Here is a 22,117-nt window from a genome sequence, read left to right as displayed (position 1 = left end):
CCCGGCACAGGCCGTCAGGCCGGGTCGAGCCCTGCAGCCGCACGGTAGGCCTGGATGCGCGGCAGCACCGCCTGGCGACGGGCAATGCTTTGCGCAGGCCACAACCCCTCGCGTTCGTAATATTCCGCCACGGCGGGTATCCCCGGCGGCAGCACCACCCAGGGCTGTTTGGAGGCCGTGAAGATGTGGATGTCGGGCGGCAGGTGGTCCGGCACATCCAGCGTGCCCACGCGCACAAACGCCATGACGGGCCCCGCGCCTGCGTAGTGGCTCCAGACCGCCACCTGGCAGTGTGGGCAACGTGCAATCTGCTGGCCCAGGCCGCTTTCTGACGGGGTGTGCACCATCGCCGGGGTGCCTGCGAGCAATTCCACGCGGTCGACCTCGATCATCGCGTTCAGCGCAAAGGCCGCGCCGCTTTCGCGCTGGCACCAGCGGCAGTGGCAGCAGTGCACAAACAGCGGGGGCGTGAGCAGGCGGTAGCGCACATGGCGACAGGTGCAGCCGCCTTCCAGCGGGTATTCAGGGGCAGGGTGGGGCATGAGGGGGGTGTCCTTGCAGCGGGGTGAGGGTGCGCGCAACACCGGCCTTCAGCCGCAGGCGCGGGCCAGCAGCAGCGCCTTTTCCTGCGCGTTGCGGGTGAGGCTGGCTGCGCGCTCGAACTCGGCCCGCGCTTCATCTCCTCGGCCCAGCTTCGCCAGCAGGTCCCCGCGCACGCTGGGCAGCCAGTGGTAGTGACGCAGCAGGGGGTCGCTGGCCAGGGCATCGACCAGCGCCAGCGCGGCCTCCGGCCCCTCGGCCATGCCCACGGCCACGGCGCGGTTGAGCGCTACGACGGGCGAGGGCGCCACCTGCAGCAGTGCGTCGTACAGCGCCACGATGTGGGGCCAGTCCGTGTCTTGCGCCTGCCGGGCGCGTGCGTGGCAGGCGGCAATGGCGCCCTGCAGGGCGTAGGGTCCCCAGGGCTTGCCAGCGCGTGCCAACTGCTCGGCCTTGTCCAGCGCGGCCAGACCCCGGCGCACCAGGAGGTGGTCCCAGCGCGCGCGGTCCTGGTCCATGAGCAGCACGGGCTGGCCCTGTGCATCGGTGCGTGCGGGCAGGCGCGAGGCCTGGATTTCGAGCAGGGCTACCAGGCCTTGCACCTCGGGCTCGTCGGGCGCCAGGCTGGCCAGCACCCGCGCCAGGCGCTGGGCCTCGCCGCACAGCGCGGGGCGCATCCAGTCGTCACCCGCCGTGGCGGCATAGCCTTCGTTGAAGATGAGGTAGATCACCTCCAGCACCGAGGCCAGGCGCGGCGCGCGCTCGGCCGCGCCGGGCACTTCAAACGGCACCTGCGCGGCCGTGAGGCTGCGCTTGGCACGCACGATGCGCTGGGCCACGGTGGGCTCGGGCACCAGAAAGGCGCGCGCGATTTCGGCCGTGGTGAGGCCGCCCAACAGCCGCAAGGTGAGGGCCACGCGCGCCTCGGTGGGCAGCACGGGGTGGCACGCGGTGAAGATGAGGCGCAGCAGGTCGTCGCCGATGTCGTCCTGCTCGGCGTGCATGAGGGTGTCCACCACATCGGGCGCGTACTGCGCCTGCAGCGCGTCGAGGTCGTGGCCCAGTGCCTCGTGCTCGCGCAGGTGCAGCGCCTGCTGGCGCAGGTGGTCAATGGCGCGGCGCTTGGCGGTGGTCATGAGCCACGCGGCCGGGTTGGCGGGCAGGCCGGTGGCGGGCCAGTGTTCCAGCGCGGCCACCAAAGCGTCTTGCGCCAGCTCCTCGGCCCGGCCCACGTCGCGCGTCATGCGCGCCACGCAGGCGATGATGCGCGCGGCCTCGATGCGCCACACCGAGTCAATGCTGCGGTGCAGGGCGTCACGGTCGGGCAAGGCGGGCGCGCTCACCGGCCGTCAGCCCAGGGCTTGGCTGGCGTCCACCATGTGCACAAACTCCCAGGTGTGGCCGTCCAGGTCGTCAAAGCTGCGCGAGTACATGAAGCCCAGGTCCTGCGCCGGGCGCGGCGTGGTGGCGCCTGCGGCCACGGCCTTGTCCACCAGGGCATCGACCTCTTCCCGGCTGCTGCACGACAAGCACACCAGCACCTCCGACGTGGTGCGTGCATCGGCAATCGTTTTGTCGGTGAAGGTTTGGTAGAAGCTCTTGACGAGCAGCATCACGAAGAGGTTCTCGCCCACCACCAGGCAGGCGCCCTGGTCGTTGGTGAACTGGGGGTTGAACTCGTAGCCCAGCGCGCGGAAGAACGCCTGCGAGCGGGCCATGTTGTCGATGGGCAGGTTCACGAAAATCTGTGCATGCATGACGACTCTCCAGAAGGGTGATGACGGTAAAGGGAAACGATGGGTTTGGCAAAGGTGAAGGGGCGGTGGCGCGCCTTCATGGGGCGGGCTTCTGCGCCACGGCCTGCAGGTTGGCCAGGCCCTCCTCAAAGTCCTGCCCCACCATGCGGTCCATGTTGAACACCAGGTGGGCGATCTTGGCCAGGTAGGGCACGGGGCCCTGCATGGCCCAGGTCACGCGCGTGGCCCCTGCACCTTCGGGCTGAAGGGTGAATTCCACCTGGTTGTGCGCTTCAAAGGGCTTCACAAAGTCGAGCTTCATGCCCACGCGGCGGGGCGCAGTGGCCTCGACGATCTCCATGCTGCCCACGCCCACCTTGTCGCTCTGCCAGGCGTAGCGTGCGCCAGGGCCGCGGGTGGCGGCGCTGTACTGGCCCTGGATGGCCGGGTCCTTGCGTTCATACGGGTTCCAGGTGTTGAACTGGCGCAGGTCGTGGATGAGGCCGAATACGCGCTCGGGCGGGGCCGAAATGACGCGGCTGCGTTCCACGCGAAAGGTGTCGGGGCGGGTGGCGGCAAACGCCAGCAGCAGCGCCAGGGCCGCCAGCAACACGAGGACGATGGTTTTGACCATGGGGATGTCCTTCACGCCGCGCATCAGCCGCGCAGGGTTTCGAGGTCGCGGAACTGCTCGACGCCATCCACGCCGGCAAAGTCTTCCATTTCGTACAGCTGTCGCACCTCGATCTCGGCCTCCAGGCCCTCGCCGCGCGGATTGGGAAAGCGGCGGGTCCATTCCAGCGCCTCGTCGCGGCTGCGCACCTGGATGAGGGTGTAGCCCGCGATCAGCTCCTTGGTCTCGGTGAAAGGGCCATCGGTGACGGTGCGCGTGCCGCTGGCGCTGTAACCCACGCGCCAGCCTTTGGCGGACGGCTGCAGGCCGCTGGCGTCCAGCAACACACCGGCGCGTGCCAGTTCCTCGTGGTAGCGGGCCATCGCGGTCATCAGGGCTGCGGTTGGCATGCAGCCTTGTTCGGATTCGGTGGTGGCCTGGATGATGATCATGAAGCGCATGGGGTTCTCCTCGGGGCAGTAAAAAACTCGGAAGCGCCAACGGTCCTTGCCAGGTGCTTCACTGTGACGACGAATGGGAGCGCCCGAAATCGACATCCCGATGGGGAAGCCCACGTAAAACAAGGGTTAACACCTATCCTGGGCAGTGGGCGCGCGGGGCGGGCGAGGGGCCGCCATAGGGAGACTACTGAGCGCCCGCACTGGGTTTTGCAACCCCTGGTCGATACAATTTGTAAAGATTGATTCATCGATCTTGAGACTTCGCCTTCCCTTGCCCCTGCCAGCGGAGTCCCCAAGGGGGACCACCGCCCGCCACACGCAGTGCCTTTGCCATGAAACGAGGATCGACCGGTCGACGAAGGCCGTACCGCCCATGGGTGGTCTTGGGCCTGTGCGCTGGCATGGCGGCAGCGCACGCGCAGTCCGACATCGCTGCCATGGCCGACCTGCCGCTGGAGCAACTCATGCAGATGCAGGTCACCACGGCCAGCCGCTATGAGCAGACGGCCCTGGAGGCCCCGGCGGCCGTGAGCGTAGTGACCGCCGATGACATCCAGCTGTTTGGCTACCGCACACTGGCCGACGTGCTGGCCAGCATGCGCGGGCTGTATGTGTCGTACGACCGTAGCTACCACTACCTGGGCACACGGGGTTTTGCCACGCCGGGCGACTACAACACGCGGGTGCTGCTGCTGGTCAACGGTGTGCGCTTCAACGACAACCTCTATGACCAGGCGAGCATCGGCACGGACTTTCCCATCGACCTGGATCTGGTGGAACGGGTGGAGTTTGTGCCGGGCCCGGGGTCGGCGGTGTATGGGGCCAATGCTTTTTTTGGCGTGATCAACGTCATCACCCGCGATGGTCGCCAGCTGGGTGGGCCCCAGGTGAGCACCGAGGTCGGCAGCCATGGCTACGCCAAGCTGCGCTTCTCTGTCGGCGCTACGGATGCACAGGGAGGGGACTGGCTGATCGCAGCCACGCGCTCCACCGCACGGGGTGCCGACCAGTACTACCCCGCGTTCGATGCGCCCGCCAGCCACCAGGGCGTGGCGCACGGCCTGGACTATGACCGCAGCACGCAGCTGTTCGCCCGCATGCGGCGCGATGGGCTGACGCTGACACTGGCCCACGGCGAGCGCACCAAGGGCATCCCGACGGCAGCGTTTTCGCAGGTTTTCAACGACCCGCGCTCGCGGTACATCGACACCAGCACGCGCATGGCTGCCGAATACAACGCGCAATGGCAGCCCACGCTGGCCTTCACTGCGCGCCTGCATGCAGGGCGCTACCAGTACGTGGGCGACTACGTGTACGACTACCCGCCCGTGACGGTGAACCGCGACGTCGGCACAGGCCAGTGGTGGGGCACCGAGTGGCAGTGGGTGAGCACGGCCCTCGCGCAGCACAAGCTGTCCTGGGGGCTGGACTACCGGCGCGATACCCGCATTGCACAGCGCAATGACGACCTGGACCCACCGGCGCAGTACCTCGACACACGCCGCAACGGCAATGTGCTGGGGGTCTATGTGCAGGATGAGTTTGCGCTGCGCCCCAACCTCACGCTGCACACCGGCCTGCGCTGGGGACAGCAGTCGGGCAGCGCGGGCGCCTTGCACCCCCGCTTGGGGCTGGTGTACTGGTGGGACGCTGCCACCGCCGTCAAGCTGCTGCACGGCACCGCCTACCGCCCGGCCAATGCCTACGAGCGCGACTACCGCGTGAACCTGCCCGGCGGTGTGGTGGATACCACCAACATCCGGTCCGAGCGTGTGCGCACCACCGAACTGGCCGTGGAGCATGCACCGACCGGGGCCACGCGCCTGCTGCTGACGGCGTTCCGGTCGGGGGTGAGCGACCTGATCTCGCTGGACAGCCTGGGCAACTCAGACCGCCTCACGTTCAACAACACCCGCACCGTCAAAGTGCATGGCCTGGAGGCCGAGGCCGAACAACGCTGGGCGGGCGGGCGGCGCCTGCGTGTGGCCTACGGATGGCAAAAGGCGCGGGACCCGTCAACGGACGCAGCGCTGACCAACTCGCCCCGGCACCTGCTCAAGCTGCAATGGTCCGACGTGCTGCACGCGCCTGCGGGCTGGGGCTGGAACCCGGGCCGCTACGCCATCGAGGCCATCGGCATCGGCCCGCGCAACACTGTGCTCAACGCCCGCCTGCCCGGGCATGTACTGACCCACGTGACCTATTCCACGCGGATCGCGGACGTGGATGTATCGCTGGGGGTGTACAACTTGTTCAACCGCCGATATTCCGACCCCGCTTCGTTTGAGGTGCGGGAAGACGCGCTCCGGCAGGACGGGCGCACGTATCGCGTCAAGCTGACCTACGCGTTCTGAGCCATGGCCAACACCCAGCGATGGCATGCACTGCTGGCGATCTGCCTGTGGTGGGTGTGCGGGTTGGGCACCAGTGCAGCGCATGCCAATGAGCCCGTGGCCGACCTGGACCTCAAGGCCGCCTATATCTTCAACTTCATCCAGTTCATCGACTGGCCCGATAGCGATGGTGCGCCCGGCAATGACGTCACGGTGTGTGTGTCTGCGTTCAGCCCGCTCAAGCGCGCCTTGACAGCCCTTGATGGCAAACAGGCCACCAAGGGCCGCACCGTCCGCGTGCGCTTGCTGGATCTGCCGGCGATTCGTGGCTGCCGCGTGCTCATCGTCCACAACGCGGAAGTGGAACCTGTTCTGCGGCTGCTGCGTACCCTGCCTCCATCCCACGGCATCCTCACGGTGTCGGACGAAATCACCTTTGTGAATCCCGAAATCGTCATCGCCCTGGCCCAGCAGGAAGGACGTGTGGTGTTCGGCATCAGCCCCGACGCCGCCAACAAGGCCGGCCTCATCATCAGCTCACGGCTGCTGCGGCTGGCCAGGGGAGGCCGGTGAAAACACGCCCCTCTGAAGCCGGCACCGCAGCGCCCGCAAGCCCGGCGACACATCGCCTGCTGTCATCGCGCTTGGTAGTCACCGGCATCCTTGCCGCAGGCATGGCGCTACTGACCGTGGTGCTGGCGCTCACCGGCGTGGACTACTGGAGCACCCGCGCGTCCATGCTGCAAGACAGCCGGGTGGAAGCTGCCATCGTGGCCGACAACATCTCGGCGGCCGTGGTGTTCCGCGACACCAGCACCGCCAACGAAATGCTGGGCGCGCTGCGGTCATCGTCCATGGTGATCAGCGCCACGGTGTACGACAAGGATGGCGTGCTGTTCGCCCACTACGCGCGCGACCGCGACCCGGACTTTCCCACCACGCTGCGTGCCACGGGCTTGGATGGCGCCGCAGAGCGCGCAGGCTGGCACATGCTGGAGATCGCCAGGCCCATCGAGGCGTCTGGCACCACCTGGGGCACGCTATACATCCGAAAGTCGATGGCGGCCTTGTACATGCGCCTGGGTATCCGGTTTGGCACTGCCTTGCTGATCGCCATCTGCGTGATGGCCATGGCCACCGCCATGGTGCTGCGCAGCCGCGCCGCAGTGCGCGATGCCGAAAACCGCCTGCATGAGCTGGCCCACACCGACGCGGTCACCGGCATGGGCAACCGGCATGCATTCAACGAGAAGCTGGCCGCAGAGCTGCAGGGCGCACGTGGCGCTGGCTACCGGGTAGCGCTGGTGTACATCGACCTGGACAACTTCAAAACAGTCAACGACACCTTCGGCCATGCGGCGGGGGACGGGCTGCTGCGCCAGGTGGCCAAGCGCCTGCAATCTGTGGTGCACAGCACCGATACCATCTCGCGCCTGGGAGGCGACGAGTTTGCATTGATCCTGCGGCTGGACATGGATGACGCAGCGCTGGAGAAATACGCACAACGCATCGTCAGCGTTTTCCAGGCCGCTTACACCGAGGTCGGCCAGCAGGTGAATGTGACCTGCAGCGCAGGCATTGCCACGTTTCCGGACGATGCGATGGACATGGACGCGCTGGTGAGCAACGCCGACACCGCCATGTACCGCGCCAAGGAGATGGGCAAGAACCGCTGCGTGCGGTTTGATGCGTCGATGAACCTGGCCGTGGTGCGGCGCCAGGCCATTGAACAGGCGCTGCGTGCCGAGCTGGAGCAGGGCACCGGTTTGGCGCTGCACTACCAGCCCCTGTTTGCCGCCAGCGACCGGGCCCTGGTCGGCGCCGAGGCCTTGCTGCGGTGGACGCATGCGGAGCTGGGCTCCGTGTCGCCGCTCGAAGCCGTGTCGGTGGCCGAGGACTGCGGACTCATTGCCCCGCTGGGCTACTGGGTGATGCGCACCGCCTGCCGCGACGCCGCGCAGTGGAAAGGGGGCCCGCCCCTGCGCGTGGCCGTGAACATCTCGGCACGGCAGCTGGGTGACCCACAGTTTCTGGAACGCGTGATGGACATCCTGCGTGAAGAAGGCCTGCCCGCGCACCTGCTGGAGATCGAGCTGACCGAAACTGTGCTGATGGAAAACATGGAGGCCGGCGCCCACACGCTGCACCGGTTGAGCCAGTTGGGTATTCACCTGGCCATAGATGACTTCGGCACCGGCTACTCATCACTGGCGTACCTGCGCCAGTTGCCCATGCGGCGCTTGAAGATCGACCGCAGCTTTGTCAAAGATTTGCCAGGGCAAGAGCACAGCCGCGCCATCGTCACAGCCATCGTTGCACTGGCACACAGCCTGGGTCTGCAGGTGACCGCCGAGGGCGTGGAAACACAGGAGCAGGCCGACTACCTGGTGCGGCAAGGCTGCGATGTGCTGCAGGGCTATGTGTTTGCGCGCCCCATGCCTGCGCCGCAGTTTCTGGCGCTGCAGGCGAGTGCATCGGCTTGATTCAGTCCACAGCGCCGTGGTAGCAGGGCGCCAGCTCGCGCACCTCTACCGTAGCCCACTCGGCGGCTGGGCATTCGCGGGCGATGGCAAGGGCTTCTTCGCGCGTGGCGCAGTCGATGAGAAAGAAGCCGCCCACCATTTCCTTGGTCTCGGCAAACGGCCCGTCGGTCAGGCGGGTCTGCCCATCGCGCACCTGCAGCCGTACGGCCTGCTCGGTCGAGGCCAGTGACTCGCTGGCGCGCAACAGGCCCCGGGCCTGCAGACCCGCCCCAAAACGCTGCATGCGGGCATAGGCCTCCTGGCCACCGGCCAGGCCCCGCTCGGCGCGCTGGCCGTGGGGTTCCATGATGAGCAACAGGTAAGGCATGGGATCTCCAGAATCGGGGCCAATCGTGCCAGCCGCCATGGGCAGTGGCAGAGCTGGGGGCATTCAAGGGCGTCATGCTACCAGCCTCATTTGCTACATATTTGATAGCTAATTAGGCATATATAACCGGCGCCATAGGCAGATTTCATGCAAATGGTTGCGCACCGCAGCATCGCTGTGCTATCTTAGGCTCCCTATGCAACGCAGCATGTTCCTATCCACCCTATCGCTAGGCCTAGTGCCTGGCCGGGGTCTGCCTGCGTTCGCCACCGTTGCCGTTTTGCGCAACACCTGATCTCCCCCTGACCCCGGCCCGCGAACCAGCCTTTGCACACGCAAAGGGCTGCAGGGGATGTCATTCGTTTTGATTTCTTTCGATTCCGATTGACCCGTGCACCGTGCCTGATTGGCACACCGCACACACCGTTCGTGGAGCCCCTCATGATTGCCAAGCCCGCCACCAAGTACCAGCCCATCGCCCCCATTGCGCTCGCCGACCGCCAATGGCCCAACCGCAGCATCACCCAGGCGCCCGTGTGGCTGTCCACCGACCTGCGCGATGGCAACCAGGCCTTGTTCGAGCCGATGAACGGCGAGCGCAAGATGAAGCTCTTTCACGAGCTGGTGCGCATCGGCTTCAAGGAGATCGAAGTCGGCTTTCCGGCCGCGTCGCAAATCGATTTCGACTTTGTGCGCCGCCTCATCGACGAAAACCTCATCCCCGACGACGTGACCATCATGGTGATGACCCAGTCGCGCGAGGACCTGATCGCACGCACCGTGGAGGCCGTGAAAGGCGCACCCCGCGCCATCGTCCACTTGTACAACGCCACCGCGCCCGCGTGGCGCCGCATCGTGTTTGGAATGAACGTGACGCAGGTGATGCAGCTCATCGCACACCATGTGGGCTACCTCAAGCAGCTCACCGACGCCCAGCCCGAAACGCAGTGGACCCTGCAGTACTCGCCAGAAACCTTCAGTGCCACCGAGCTCAGCGTGTCGCTCAAGGCTTGTCAGACCGCCATCGCCACCTGGGGCGCAGGCCCTGGCCGCCCCATCATCATCAACCTGCCCACCACGGTGGAAAACGCTACGCCCAACGTGTTTGCCGACCAGATCGAGTGGATGGATCGCCACTTGTCGCCACGCGAGCACATCGTCTTGTCGGTGCACCCGCACAACGACCGGGGCACAGGCGTGGCGGCGGCCGAGTTGGCCATGATGGCCGGTGCCGACCGTGTGGAAGGCTGCCTCTTTGGCAACGGTGAGCGCTGCGGCAACGTGGACATCGTGACCTTGGCGCTCAACATGTACACGCAGGGCGTGCACCCGAACCTTGACTTCTCGGACATCACCTCGGTCGCGCGCATTGCCGAAGAATGCACCTCGCTGCCCGTGCATCCACGCCACCCGTATGCGGGCGACCTGGTGTTCACCGCGTTCTCGGGCTCGCACCAGGACGCGATCAAGAAGGGCTTTGCTGCGCAAGACCCGAACGCCTTGTGGGAAGTGCCCTACCTGCCCATCGACCCGGCCGACCTCGGCCGCACGTATGACAGCGTGATCCGGGTGAACAGCCAGTCGGGCAAGGGCGGCATCGCGTTCTTGCTCGAACGTGAACATGGCGTGGTGATGCCGCGCCGCATGCAGGTGGAGTTCAGCGCCGTGGTGCAGCGCCAGACGGACGCGAGCGAAAGCGAGATGACGGGCGATGCGTTGTGGAGCCTGTTCCAGGCCACTTACCTGCAGGCACCCGTACACGCCACAGTACAGGCCGCCATCACCTGCCACAGCCACCGCATCGATGAAGAAGGGCAGGGCATCGAGCTGGACGTGACCATCGACGGCACGCGCCATACCCTGCGCGGCCAGGGCAACGGGCCGATTGCCGCGACGGTGGACGCGCTCGGCCTGCCACTGCGCGTAGACCACTACGAAGAACGCGCCACCGGCACGGGCGCCAACGCCCAGGCGCTGGCAATTGTGGAAGCGGCCATGGACGGCGTGGCGGGCTCCACCTTTGGCGCAGGCGCCAGCCACAACATCGTGACCGCCTCGGTGAACGCCATCGTGAGCGTGGCCAACCGGCTGATGGCACGGCGCATGGCGGCCCAAGCCGTGGCGGTGGCATAAGCGGCTGCGGTATCAAAACGATAGCTGCTGGCGCTTGAAGGACAAGCGCTGGCGGCACTTGGGGCCAATATCCCCTGGCGGCCGGTGGGGTAGGGTGCTGCGCGCCGCCCTATCCGTTACCCTTCGGCCCATGCGCTCTTTTCACCCCCTGGGCCTTGCCGCCGTCTGCACTGCCGCCCTGCTGGTGCTGGCCGGTTGCGGCACGTCGCGGCCTCCGTCCCCTTCTTTCCCTCCATCGGCCTCGGCCCCTTCCCGCACCACGCCACCGCTCACCCCCGAGCAGGCGCACGACATCGCCATCCACGCGCTGGGCCTGGTGGGCACGCCGTACCGCTACGGTGGCAATACTCCCGACTCGGGTTTTGATTGCAGCGGGCTGATCGGCTACGTGTACCGCAACCAGGTGGGCACACCACCGCCGCGCACGGTGGCGCAGCTCAATACCTGGGGCTATCCCATCGACGGCAGCGAGCTGCGCGCGGGCGACCTGGTGGTGTTTGGCACGGGCCGCCAGCCCAGCCATGCGGGCATCTATGTGGGCGAAGGGCGGTTTGTGCATGCGCCGTCCACGGGCGGCACGGTGCGCATGGACCACCTGCAGTCGCGCCACTGGGCGCGGCAGAATGCGGCGTTCCGCAGGCCGTAGCTAGTTCCCCCCCTGAGGCGCTGCGCGCCTTCCCCCCAAGGGGACGACGCACTCGCTGCGGGGCGGCCCTTGCTCTGCGTCTCTCGCGCTGGGCCGCGCCAGTGGTGACGGCCATGCCCTGGTTCTGTCACCAAAAGGGGCCGGAATCCAGCTCCGCGACAATCGGGGCCACCATGACCCACGCACACCGCTCCGCCACCCCCATCTCCACCCACGACACCACCCGCATTGATGACACGCGCATCAAGGCTGTGCGGCCGCTGATCACACCAGCGCTGCTGCAGGAATGGCTGCCCACGCCCGATGCGGCGCTGACCCTGGTCGAATCCAGCCGTGCCGCCATTTCGCGCATCTTGCATGGGCAGGACGACCGGCTGGTCGTCGTGGTGGGGCCTTGCTCCATCCACGACCATGGCCAGGCCATGGACTACGCGCGCCAGCTCAAGCAGCAGGCGGACGCGCTGCAGAACGACCTGCTCATCGTGATGCGGGTGTATTTTGAAAAGCCGCGCACCACCGTGGGCTGGAAGGGCTACATCAACGATCCGCACCTCGATGGCAGCTTTGCCATCAACGAAGGGCTGGAGATGGCGCGTGCGCTGCTGCTGGATGTGCTGGCGCTGGGACTGCCGGTGGGCACCGAATTTTTGGACCTGCTCTCGCCGCAGTTCATCAGTGACCTGGTGAGCTGGGGCGCCATCGGCGCGCGCACCACCGAGAGCCAGAGCCACCGCCAGCTGGCCAGCGGGTTGAGTTGCCCCGTGGGTTTCAAAAACGGTACCGACGGCGGCGTGAAGGTGGCGAGTGACGCCATCCTGGCGGCCAGCGCCGCGCACGCCTTCATGGGCATGACCAAGATGGGCCAGGCCGCGATTTTTGAAACGCGCGGTAACCAGGACTGCCACGTGATCCTGCGCGGTGGCAAGCAGCCCAACTACAGCGCTGCCGATGTGGATGCGACCTGCGCTGTGCTCAAGGCCGCCGGCCTGCGAGAGCAGGTCATGATCGACGTGAGCCATGCCAACAGCAGCAAGCAGCACCAGCGCCAGATCACCGTGGCGGCAGAAGTGGCGCAGCAGATTGCCGCAGGCGACGCACGCATCACCGGCCTGATGATCGAGAGCCACCTGCAGGAAGGCCGCCAGGACATCGTGCCCGGCCAGCCGCTGGCGCAAGGCGTGTCGGTGACCGATGCCTGCATCAGCATGGCGCAGACCGTGCCAGTGCTCGAAGGGCTGGCGGCGGCCGTGCTGGCACGGCGCCAGAAAGCCTGACGGGCACCGCAGCAGCGGTCAGCCCCGGGGCGGGCGTGGGGCGCCGGTGTCGATGTTGCGCGCCGTGGCGAGCAGCGTGGCGCACAGCCGCTCCTGCCCCGCGGCATCCACCGCCCACACATCGGCCGCACAGACGGTGAGCAGGCGCCCCGCATCCACCACACGGCCGCGCGCCCGCAGGCATTCGCCCTGCGCGGGGGCCACAATTTTCAGGGTGGTGTCCACCGTGGCATTGGTCCAGCCGGGCGGCAACACACTGCCTGCCGCGGCCACCGCCGCAAAGTCGGCCACCGCAAACACGGCCGTGGCCTGCAACTGACCGGGGCGAAAGCTGAAGGCCTCGCTCACCGGTATCTCCACCTCCACCCGCCCGGGCTCGGCATGCACAAAGCGCAGCCCCAGCGTGCGGGCCATGGGCATGGCCAGCACCATGCCTTTCAAGGCTTCCATAATGGCTTGGGGTGGGTGGGACTCGGTATAGCTGGACTGGGGTGTCGGTGGAACAGTCATGGTGGTTGTCTCCTGCTGAGGGGGTTGTGCGGGCCCGAGGGCTAGGGCTTGCGGGCTGCCGGGCCGCGCACACGCGGCCAGGGCCTGGCGGGCGTGGTGGCTGGGCCCGAGCGGGTTTGCCGCGCCGCAGATGACGACCGCTGCGGCTGCTGGCGCAACGGGTTGCGCAACCAGGCCTGGTGCGCCTGCACCGTGGATTTTTGGGACTGCAGCGCAGCGATCTGTTGGTCGATGGCGTCCACACGTTCCTGCAAGGCCTGCACCATGTCATCAATGCCCAGGGTACCGGCGCGGTATTCGTCCAGGCGCAGCGCTATCTGCGGCAGGCTGAAGCCCAGCTGCCGCGACATGGCAATGAACACCACCTCGCGCCGCATGCGGGCCGGGTAGTCGCGATAGCCGTTGGCCCGGCGGTCCGGGCGGATGAGGCCCAGCCGCTCGTAGTGGCGCAGCGCGTGGACGGACACCGAGGCCTGTTGTGCGAGTTCGGAAATCTGCATGGGGCCACGTTAGCAAGCCTCGCGTTGCGCGAAGGTTGCCTGGGTGACTGCGCAAGGTCAGAACACTGTGTTTTTTTGGGGCAAACCCCCATGGGCGCAGATCGCCAGCAAGGGCTGTGCGGTGTAGCATTCACACTCTTTGCCGCAGTGCCTGTGGCACTGTGACCCTGAGCGCGCGGTGCAGCCGCATTGCACGCTCCCTCTACTGCCCGATTGCCTTGCCGACGCTACTCCGCCCCGCCACCCATGGCCTGGTCGCACTGACCAGGCTGGGCAGCTGCGTGCGCAGCGGCGCCACGGTGGACTGACCATGCCACCAGCGCAAGCCACCGCAGAGGCCGCACGGCTCCAGGCGCTGCAGTCTTACGCGATCCTCGACACCCCGACGGAAGACAGCTTTGACCAGCTGGCCACCCTGGCCGCGCGCGTGTGCCAGTGCCCTATGGCGGTGGTCAACTTCGTGGACAGCGACCGGCAGTGGTTCAAGGCCGCAGTCGGTGTGCCGTTCAGGGAGACCGAGCGCGCGATAGCGTTCTGCGCACATGCGCTGAGCGGCAGTCGCGAGCCGATGGTGGTTAACGACACGCACAAGCACCCGGTTTTTGCCCACAACCCGCTGGTCACGCAGGACCCCCATGTGCGCTTTTATGCCTGCGTGCCGCTGGTCACGCCCGAAGGGCAGGCGCTGGGCACGCTGGCGGTGTTGGACTCCATCCCCCGGCACATCGAGGCCGAGCAGCTGGAGGGCCTGCGCATACTGGCCGAGCAGGCCATGGTGCAGCTGGAACTGCGCCGCCAGAAGCAGGTGCTGGCCGACCTGGTGCAGCAGCGCGACAAGATGCACGCCGAGTTGCTGGCCCAGAGCGAGACCCTGCGCGTGGCCGGGCAGATGGCCCGCATTGGCGGCTGGATTGTGGAGCTGCCCAGCCTGCAGCTGAACTGGTCGCAGGAGATCGCCGCCGCCTTCGGCATTGCGGGGCGTGTGGGCTCGGTGGAACAGATCATGGAGCTGTACCTGCCCCCGCACCGGCAGGCCATGCAGGCAGCGTTTGAGAGCTGTATCCGCCACGGCACACCGTTTGACCTGGAAGCCGAACTCGTCACACCGGCAGGGCGGCATTTCTGGGTGCGCACCACAGGGCAGGCGGTGCGCGACGCTGACGGCCAAATCATGCGGGTTCAGGGGGCGTTTCAGGACATCTCGGCCCAGCACCAGGCCCGGCAGGCCCGCCGTGAAAGCGAAGAGCGCTTTCACCTAGTCTCACGCGCCACGGCCGACGCGGTGTGGGACTGGAACCTGCACACCGATGCCATGTGGTGGAACGAGGGCATGCAGACCCTGTTCGGCGTGCCGCTCGACCAGTTGCCGCCGGACAGCACCTCGTGGACCTTGCGGCTGCACCCCGATGACAGCGAAGAAGTGCTTGAAGGTATCCATGCCGCCATCGACGGCACGGCCAACCACTGGTCGGATGAGTACCGCTTTCGCCGCCAGGATGGCAGCTATGCCTGGGTGCTGGACCGGGGCTTCCTGATCCGCGACCTGCAGGGTAAGGCCGTGCGCATGGTGGGCGGCATGACCGACATCAGCGCGCAAAAGCTGGCCGACCTGGACGCCCAGCGCGACGCACAGAACCATGCCGAGCTGCTGCAGGTGCAGCAGCGCATCTCGTCGCTGGACATGCCGCTGCCTGAGGTGCTGCAGCTGGTGGCCAGCACCGTGCTGCGCCAGACCGAAGCGCGCGGCGCCATGGTGGAGCTGCTGCAAGGCCGCCAGCTGGTGGCGCAGGCGTCGGCCGGTGACCACGTGCGCCCGGTGGGCAACCTGCTGGCGGTGGACCAGAGCCTGCTCTGGCCCGCGCTCAGCAAGGGCCAGACCGTGGTGTGCAACGACACCGAGGCCGAGGGCTGGGACATGGCGTCGATGCCCCACCGCCACGGCGTGCGGTCGGTGATGGCGGTGCCGCTGCGCAGTGGCGACGCCATCGTCGGGTCGCTCAAGGTCACATCGGACAAGGTCAATGCGTTTTCACGCCGCGATGTGGCGCACCTGGAGATCCTGACCGAGTCGCTGGGTGCCATGGTGCAGCTGCGGCACGTGGCCGGGCAACTGCATGCGTCCGAGCAGCAATACCGCATGCTGTTTGACGAGCACCCGCATCCCATGTGGGTGTACGACCGCGAAACCCTGCAGCTGCAGGCTGTGAACCGATCGATGGAGCGCCACTACGGCTACACCGAGTCCGAGCTGCTGACCATGTCAATGCTGGATCTGTGGCCCGCTGACCGGCGCCCCAACGTCGAGGCCAACATCCGCGCCGTTCCGATGGACCAGCGCAACAAGCCCGTCATCAGCCGCCACATCAAGAAGGACGGCAGCTTCATGGATGTGGAGATCACGGCGGGCAGCATCAGCTTCAACGGGCGCCCGGCCCGCCAGGTGCTGGCCACCGACGTGACCGAACGCCTGCGCACCGAGCGCGAGCTGGCACGCATGGGCCGCGCCCAGCGCCTGCTGAGCGCGTGCAACGAGACCCTGGTGCGCGCCACGTCCGAGACCGCGCTGCTGCAGGCCATCTGCCAGATTGCGGTGGACATCGGCGGCTACCGCATGGGCTGGGTGGGGTTTGCCATGGACGATGAGCGCAAGTCCATCCGCCCGGTAGCCCATGCGGGCTACAACCAGAACTACCTGGAAAACCTGCACCTGAGCTGGTCGGCCGACGATCCCTATGGCCGGGGCCCGGCGGGCATTGCGGTGCGCACCGGCCAGCCGGTGATCGTGCAGGACATCCGCACCGAAGGGGACTTTGCTGATTGGACCGAGCGCATGCTGGAGCATGGCTTTCACGGGGTGATCTGCCTGCCGCTGCGCGAGCATGCGCGCGACCATGCACAAGAGCGCAGCTTTGGCCTGCTGTACCTGTACGCTCCCGACGTGCTGCAGATCAGCCCCGAAGAGGCCGCGCTGCTGCAGGAGCTGTCCAACGACCTGGCCATCGGCATCACCAGCCTGCGCGCGCACAAGGCGCAGCAGCGGCTGCAGGCCTCGGTGCTCAAGGTGGCGGCCGCCGTGTCGGCCAGCACGGGCACCGAATTTTTTGTGCAGCTGGTGCGCAACATGGCCGATGCGCTGGATGCGCAGGGCGGCTGCGTGGTGCGGCTGCTGCCGCAGTCGCAGGGCCAGGCGCCTCGGGTCGTCACGCTGGCGGCCGTGCTCGACGGCCAGATGCTGCCCAACGACGAATACAGCCTGGATGGCACACCGAGCCTGTTGCTGATGTCGCAGCGCACCCATGTGGTGACCGACAAGGTGCAGCAGCTGTACCCCGAAGCCCCCGTGCTGCGCGCGGTGGGTGCCCAGGCCTATGTGGGCCAGCAGCTGTGCAATGCCGACGGCGAGGTGGTGGGCATCGTCTTCGTGCTGTTCCGCCACGCGATTGCGGACACGGACTTCATCACCTCCACGCTGCAGATCTTCGCCTCGCGTGCGTCGGCCGAGATCGAGCGGCAGCTGGCCGACATCCGCATCCGCCACCAGGCCTCGCTGCTGGACAAGGCGCAGGACGCCATCCTGGTGCGCGACCTGGACCACCGCATCATCTTCTGGAACAAGAGCGCGGAGCGCCTGTACGGCTGGTCGCAGCTGCAGGCGCTGGGGCAGTCCATCGAGACGCTGCTGTACGAAGACCCCACGCACTTCCGGCACGCCACGCAGACGGTGCTGGAGCAGGGCGAGTGGACGGGCGAGATCGTGCAGCGCCACCGCGATGGCAGCACCATCGAGGTGGAAGGCCGCTGGACGCTGGTGCGGGGCGACGACGGCCAGCCTCAGTCCATCCTTGCCATCAACACCGATATCCGCCAGCGCAAGGCCAGCGAGCGCGAGATCCAGCGCCTGGCGTTCTACGACGCGCTCACCGGCCTGCCCAACCGCATGCTGCTCATGGACCGCATGCACCAGGCCCTGGCTACCGCGCAGCGGCGCCAGCAAGGCGGGGCGCTGCTGTTCATCGACCTCGACAACTTCAAAACCCTGAACGACACCCTGGGCCACGACCAGGGCGACCTGCTGCTGCAACAGGTAGCGCAGCGCCTGAACACCTGCGTGCGCAGCGTGGACACAGTGGCCCGACTGGGGGGCGACGAGTTTGTGGTCATGCTGGAAGAACTCAGCCCCAAGCCGCACGAGCTGGCGCTGCACGCCCGGGGCGTGGGTGAAAAGATCCTGGCCATGCTGGCCGTGCCCTATGCGCTGCAGGGCTACCAGTACCGCAGTACGCCCAGCATCGGCATTGCGCCCTTCACCGGCGAGCGCACCACGGTGGGCGAGCTGCTCAAGCAGGCCGACCTGGCCATGTACCAGGCCAAGACGGCGGGCCGCAACACGCTGCGCTTTTTTGACCCCGACATGCAGGCCGTGGTCACGGCGCGCGCGGGGCTGGAAACCGACCTGCGCTCGGCGCTGATGCAGGAAGAGTTTTTGCTGCACTTCCAGCCGCAGATCCACCAGTCGGGCCGCTGCGTGGGGGTGGAGGCACTGGTGCGCTGGGCCCACCCGCAGCGCGGCATGGTGTCGCCCGCACAGTTCATCCCGCTGGCCGAAGAAACGGGTCTGATCCTGCCACTGGGCCGCTGGGTGCTGCACACCGCGTGCAAGCTGCTGGCCAGCTGGCAGAGCGACCCGGCCCTGTCGCACCTGACCATGGCCGTGAACGTGAGTTCGCGCCAGTTCCGCCATGCCAGTTTTGTGGACGACGTGGCCCGCGTGCTGGCCATCACCGGCGCACCCTCGGCCCAGCTCAAGCTGGAGCTGACCGAAAGCCTGCTGGTGGAAGACATGGAAACCACCATCGCCACCATGACCGCGCTGCGGTCGTATGGGGTGGGCTTCTCGCTGGATGACTTTGGTACGGGTTACTCCAGCCTGAGCTACCTCAAGCGCATGCCGCTCGACCAGCTCAAGATCGACCAGAGTTTTGTGCGCGACCTGCTGACCGACCCCAACGACGCCGCCATTGTGGACACCATCATCGGCCTGTCACGCAGCCTGGGGCTGGAAGTGATCGCCGAAGGCGTGGAAACGCCCGAGCAATGCGCGCTGCTGGCCCGGGCTGGCTGTCAGCTCTACCAGGGCTACCTGTTCAGCAAGGCGCTGTCGGTGGACGTCCTGGACAGCTTCCTGCGCACCTCGCAGGCGTAAGCGGCGCCCGCCGGGTGTTCCCGGCGCTTGTCCACATCCCAAGCCTCTTAACCCCCTAACTCCCTTCTGAGGGCCTCAGGAGGCCCGTGAGCGGCCTGTGGGTCTGTTTCGGCCCCCCCTGGGCCTGCTTTTGCGCCCAAGGCCCTCCACGGCCTTCTGGGCGGTTCCAGATCGCATCTTGGATCCTGGGCCAGCACTGGTACGCCCGGCATGTGGGTGCGGCTTTCATCCAACCCAGCCGTTTGCGTGGCCCCAGTTGTCCTCTGTCTTCTTCTTATGTCTTTTATAAATACATAGTCGTAGTAGTAGAGGGCGGCCCGGCGTGTGGACAACTGCATTTTTGCCAGCGCTGGCGCGCACTTAGTCCGCTGCCAACCCTGTGTACCCCGCCCTGCTCCCGTTGTCTCCCGAGCGGGGACAAAAGCGGTGCCACGCAGTTTTCTGTGGATAAGCACCCAGTTGTGCCAAAACTATCCCCAGTTTTACGCACCGCGGGCATCTGTGGCAGGAAATGGACCCAAAACGACGGGGAGCGCTACAGCTTCATGCCCTGAATGCTCATTAATTGATAGCAAATGAGTGGAAACCATGCTCCTTCTCCTTGGCTGCAAGGGTTCGGGCGAAGCTGGTGGGACAGGGCCCTCCCTCCTGGCTGAAGGCGGATGGGGTGCCCCAGGTGGCGGAAGCATTGCATCCGCTGGTGTGGCGTGAAAGGCATCGGACCCCACCAGCAACTTCTTTTGCAGCCTCTCAACGGTGTGAGCGATCCACCGGACAGGACCGCACAGGCTGAGCCGTTACTGCTCCATTCCGGCAGCAATCGCCTGTCTGTCAGGTTGTCCAGTCGGCCGATGGGCCGGTCACCGGCGGTGGACAGGTGCCCAGATTGGGAGTTCTGGTTATTCTTTAAAGGCTTTATATATAAATAGCAGTAGTAGTAGAGAACGCCTGTTTGTGTGGACAAGCGCTTTTTCTTCAACGCTGGCGCGCACTTGCGTCGCTGCAAAGTATGTGGGGCGGCGCGCGCAAAGTGTGGGGCTCGCCGACAACAACTTTCGGGCGGCGGCGTTTTGTGTGGATAACTGCCTGGTTGTGCCAAAAATGTGCCCAGGGTTATCCACAGTCGCGTGGGGTTGTGCTCCCTGGCTCGTCTCATGGCCCTGTACGGCACCCTCCGAAGCGGGACTGTCCAAGAAAAAACCCGGCGTTCTTTGTAGAACGCCGGGTTGGCAGGGATAGGAATGACAGAGGGATTTAAAACATTCCCCGGGTGACGATAGGCTCCAGCGCCTGTCGCCCCAGTTCAGGGCTATGCCTTACTTGGCGGGCGCAGGCGTGGGGGCAGGGCCCGGACGGCCTTCGCCTCCGCGCATGCCGCCATGGTGGTCGCCATGCCCGTGGCGGCCCTCACCGTCCCGCATGCCCCCCATGGGGCGGCCGCGGTGGGCCTGGGCATCAAAGGTCTTTTGCTGCTCGGGCGTCAGCGTGGCGTAGAAGGCCTTGGTGGCCTCGCCACGGCGGTCGGCTTCGGCGGCATGCTGGGCGCGCATTGCGCGCATGCGGTCGATGCGTTCCGGCGTGGTCAGCTTGTCCATGTCCTGGCGGTCCAGGCGCGCGGGGCGCTCGCCGGGCTGCATGGCCGTGGTGAAGGTGGTCCAGGCCGATTCCTGGGCAGGGGTCAGCTTGAGCTGGGCTTTCAGGTCTGCCAGCCGCTTGGCATGGCGCTGCGCCATGTCGCCGTGGTGGCGTTCATGGCGGCCATCAGCAGCCTTGGCGGGCGCGGTGGGTGCAGCAGGCGCTGCAGGGGGTTGCTGGGCCAGCACCGGCAATGCCATGGCGGCGAGCAGGGCAGTGGCAGCAATACGGTGGGAGAGGGGGTGAGAGAAACGGGAGGCCATGGTGGAAGTCCTTTCGCGGTGGTGAGCTCGCTGCAACGATCGTTTCAGCGATTGGAGTCCAGTGTCTGCCGCCCACGTATCGCCACCGTGCGTGTTGGGTGAGGCTGTGTAAAGTTGCGGCGAACGCTTGCAAAGCAGCCTGCAGCATCATTTGGGGCAAATATTGGACGATGCGCTGGTGCCATATGCCCCGATTGCTATTGATTGTGTAGCTTTTTCAGTCCCCCAAGGGCTGTCCGTGTCCCAGCGGCCCGGCGCCAGGGTGGCGACCGCCGACAATGGCGGGTTCTGTGTCCGTGTCGTTGTTCGCAGCGACCCCAACCAAAGGTTTTCCGTGTTCAAGAACATGATCGTGTACCGCATTGCTCCGCAATGGCAGGTCGAGTTGACGCAAGTGGAAGAAGCGCTGGCCAAGGCCCCTTTCCAGGAATGTGGCGCCACGCAGGAGAAGTCGCTGGGCTGGGTGCCCCCCCGGGGTGAATTGCACGGCCCCCTGGTCGAGTCGGTGGGCGGGCAGTGGATCCTGCGCTTCATGGTCGAGACCAAGGTGCTGCCCGGCAGCGTGTTGGCGCGCAAGGTCAAGGAGAAGGCCGAACGCATCGAAAAGGAAACCGGCCGCAAGCCCGGCAAGAAGGAAAGCAAGGAGCTGAAAGACGAGGCCAAGCTGGACCTGCTGCCCATGGCCTTCACCAAGCAGGGCTCGATGTGGATCTGGATCGATACGGCCTCGCGCCTCTTGGTGCTGGACACGTCCAGCCAGGGCCGCGCCGATGAAGTGGTGACCCTGCTGGTCGAATCGCTGCCCGGCCTGTCGGTGTCGCTGCTCGACACCCAGACCAGCCCCCAGGCTGCCATGGCCCACTGGCTCAAGGAACAGGAGCCGCCCGTGGGCTTCACGGTGGACCGTGAGTGCGAACTCAAAAGCGCTAACGAAGAAAAAGCCGTGGTGCGCTACGCCCGCCACCCGCTCGACATCGAGGAAGTGCAGGCCCACATCGACGCCGGCAAGCTGCCCACCAAGCTGGCACTCACCTGGGACGACCGCGTGAGCTTCATGCTCACCGAAGGTCTGCAGATCAAGAAAGTGTCGTTCCTAGACACCGTGTTTGAAGGCACCAAGGCGGACGACGGCGGCTTTGACACCGACGTGGCGATCGCCACGGGCGAACTGGTCAAGCTGATTCCGGACCTGATCGAGGCGCTGGGAGGTGAGTCGGAGAGTGGGGTGGCGAGTGCGGCGCAGGCCGTGGCCAGCGACCAGGCTGAAACTGCTCCAGCGGCATCACGGCCACCAATGGCTGCACCAGCACCCTCTGCCCCGGCGCGCAAAGTGGCTGGGGGTGGGGTGGTGACCGGTCCCCGCGAAGTGCCCGTCGATACCGACCCGGAATCGGCGCCGTTCTGACATCGTGGCCCGCCG

At 66.4% G+C, this 22,117-nt stretch carries 17 protein-coding genes; 8 read left to right on the top strand and 9 right to left on the bottom strand.

What is annotated here, in order from left to right; all coding sequences use genetic code 11:
* Nucleotides 1–14: 14 nt before the first annotated feature.
* From DNK89_RS14240 to DNK89_RS14220, 5 genes are all read right to left on the bottom strand, one after another.
* On the bottom strand, nucleotides 15–542 hold the full coding sequence (locus DNK89_RS14240) for a GFA family protein (protein WP_110960629.1): 528 nt from the start codon (nucleotides 540–542) through the stop codon (nucleotides 15–17).
* A gap of 48 nt (nucleotides 543–590) precedes the next feature.
* Nucleotides 591–1,868, bottom strand: coding sequence for an RNA polymerase sigma factor (locus DNK89_RS14235; protein ID WP_110960934.1), 1,278 nt, complete (start codon nucleotides 1,866–1,868; stop codon nucleotides 591–593).
* 21 nt (nucleotides 1,869–1,889) lie between these two features.
* On the bottom strand, nucleotides 1,890–2,297 hold the full coding sequence (locus DNK89_RS14230; protein WP_110960628.1) for a VOC family protein: 408 nt from the start codon (nucleotides 2,295–2,297) through the stop codon (nucleotides 1,890–1,892).
* Between the two features lie 76 nt (nucleotides 2,298–2,373).
* A complete protein-coding gene (locus DNK89_RS14225) occupies nucleotides 2,374–2,910 on the bottom strand; it encodes an SRPBCC family protein (RefSeq protein WP_043565848.1) in 537 nt (178 codons plus the stop codon).
* Nucleotides 2,911–2,933: 23 nt separating this feature from the next.
* Nucleotides 2,934–3,350 carry a YciI family protein gene (locus DNK89_RS14220; protein ID WP_015011869.1) on the bottom strand — a complete coding sequence of 139 codons (417 nt, stop codon included), beginning with the start codon at nucleotides 3,348–3,350 and terminating at the stop codon, nucleotides 2,934–2,936.
* A 332-nt stretch (nucleotides 3,351–3,682) separates the two neighbouring features.
* Here DNK89_RS14220 and DNK89_RS14215 point away from each other — a divergent pair, with 332 nt between their 5' ends.
* From DNK89_RS14215 to DNK89_RS14205, 3 genes are read left to right on the top strand one after another with little or no spacing between them, the layout of a single operon-like run.
* Nucleotides 3,683–5,704, top strand: a complete 2,022-nt coding sequence (locus DNK89_RS14215) for a TonB-dependent siderophore receptor (protein WP_238990819.1) — start codon at nucleotides 3,683–3,685, stop codon at nucleotides 5,702–5,704.
* Between the two features lie 3 nt (nucleotides 5,705–5,707).
* Nucleotides 5,708–6,256: a YfiR family protein gene (locus DNK89_RS14210; RefSeq protein WP_110960627.1), complete on the top strand. Its 549-nt coding sequence runs from the start codon at nucleotides 5,708–5,710 to the stop codon at nucleotides 6,254–6,256.
* The gene (locus tag DNK89_RS14205; protein WP_238990818.1) at nucleotides 6,253–8,166 is read left to right on the top strand and encodes a bifunctional diguanylate cyclase/phosphodiesterase; all 1,914 of its coding nucleotides are present in this window, start codon (nucleotides 6,253–6,255) and stop codon (nucleotides 8,164–8,166) included. Before DNK89_RS14210 ends, DNK89_RS14205 begins: the two co-directional genes overlap by 4 nt.
* A gap of 1 nt (nucleotide 8,167) precedes the next feature.
* Here the strand turns inward: DNK89_RS14205 and DNK89_RS14200 are convergent, their stop codons facing one another.
* Nucleotides 8,168–8,533, bottom strand: coding sequence for a YciI family protein (locus DNK89_RS14200; RefSeq protein ID WP_110960626.1), 366 nt, complete (start codon nucleotides 8,531–8,533; stop codon nucleotides 8,168–8,170).
* 441 nt (nucleotides 8,534–8,974) lie between these two features.
* Between DNK89_RS14200 and leuA the strand changes: the two genes are divergently transcribed.
* The 3 genes from leuA (at nucleotide 8,975) to DNK89_RS14185 (ending at nucleotide 12,586) form a co-directional block, all read left to right on the top strand.
* Nucleotides 8,975–10,666: a 2-isopropylmalate synthase gene (gene leuA / locus DNK89_RS14195; protein WP_110960625.1), complete on the top strand. Its 1,692-nt coding sequence runs from the start codon at nucleotides 8,975–8,977 to the stop codon at nucleotides 10,664–10,666.
* 130 nt (nucleotides 10,667–10,796) lie between these two features.
* A complete protein-coding gene (locus DNK89_RS14190; protein ID WP_110960624.1) occupies nucleotides 10,797–11,312 on the top strand; it encodes a C40 family peptidase in 516 nt (171 codons plus the stop codon).
* Between the two features lie 173 nt (nucleotides 11,313–11,485).
* Nucleotides 11,486–12,586, top strand: coding sequence for a 3-deoxy-7-phosphoheptulonate synthase (locus DNK89_RS14185; RefSeq protein ID WP_110960623.1), 1,101 nt, complete (start codon nucleotides 11,486–11,488; stop codon nucleotides 12,584–12,586).
* 18 nt (nucleotides 12,587–12,604) lie between these two features.
* Here DNK89_RS14185 and DNK89_RS14180 read toward each other — a convergent pair whose 3' ends face one another.
* Both DNK89_RS14180 and DNK89_RS14175 read right to left on the bottom strand, forming a co-directional pair.
* Nucleotides 12,605–13,036, bottom strand: a complete 432-nt coding sequence (locus DNK89_RS14180) for a PaaI family thioesterase (RefSeq protein WP_015011881.1) — start codon at nucleotides 13,034–13,036, stop codon at nucleotides 12,605–12,607.
* 101 nt (nucleotides 13,037–13,137) lie between these two features.
* Nucleotides 13,138–13,596, bottom strand: a complete 459-nt coding sequence (locus DNK89_RS14175; RefSeq protein ID WP_110960622.1) for a MerR family DNA-binding transcriptional regulator — start codon at nucleotides 13,594–13,596, stop codon at nucleotides 13,138–13,140.
* Nucleotides 13,597–13,906: 310 nt separating this feature from the next.
* Here DNK89_RS14175 and DNK89_RS14170 point away from each other — a divergent pair, with 310 nt between their 5' ends.
* A complete protein-coding gene (locus DNK89_RS14170; RefSeq protein ID WP_110960621.1) occupies nucleotides 13,907–18,799 on the top strand; it encodes an EAL domain-containing protein in 4,893 nt (1,630 codons plus the stop codon).
* 1,316 nt (nucleotides 18,800–20,115) lie between these two features.
* Here DNK89_RS14170 and DNK89_RS14165 read toward each other — a convergent pair.
* Nucleotides 20,116–20,697, bottom strand: coding sequence for a Spy/CpxP family protein refolding chaperone (locus DNK89_RS14165; RefSeq protein ID WP_110960620.1), 582 nt, complete (start codon nucleotides 20,695–20,697; stop codon nucleotides 20,116–20,118).
* A gap of 334 nt (nucleotides 20,698–21,031) precedes the next feature.
* Here DNK89_RS14165 and DNK89_RS14160 point away from each other — a divergent pair, with 334 nt between their 5' ends.
* Nucleotides 21,032–22,102, top strand: coding sequence for a recombination-associated protein RdgC (locus DNK89_RS14160; RefSeq protein WP_110960619.1), 1,071 nt, complete (start codon nucleotides 21,032–21,034; stop codon nucleotides 22,100–22,102).
* Nucleotides 22,103–22,117 lie beyond the last annotated feature (15 nt).

The organism is Acidovorax sp. ST3, from assembly GCF_003231145.1.
In the GTDB taxonomy this organism is placed as follows: Bacteria; Pseudomonadota; Gammaproteobacteria; order Burkholderiales; family Burkholderiaceae_C; genus Acidovorax.
Note: the sequence above shows the minus strand (reverse complement) of the source record. Positions and strands in the feature narration are given on the sequence as shown.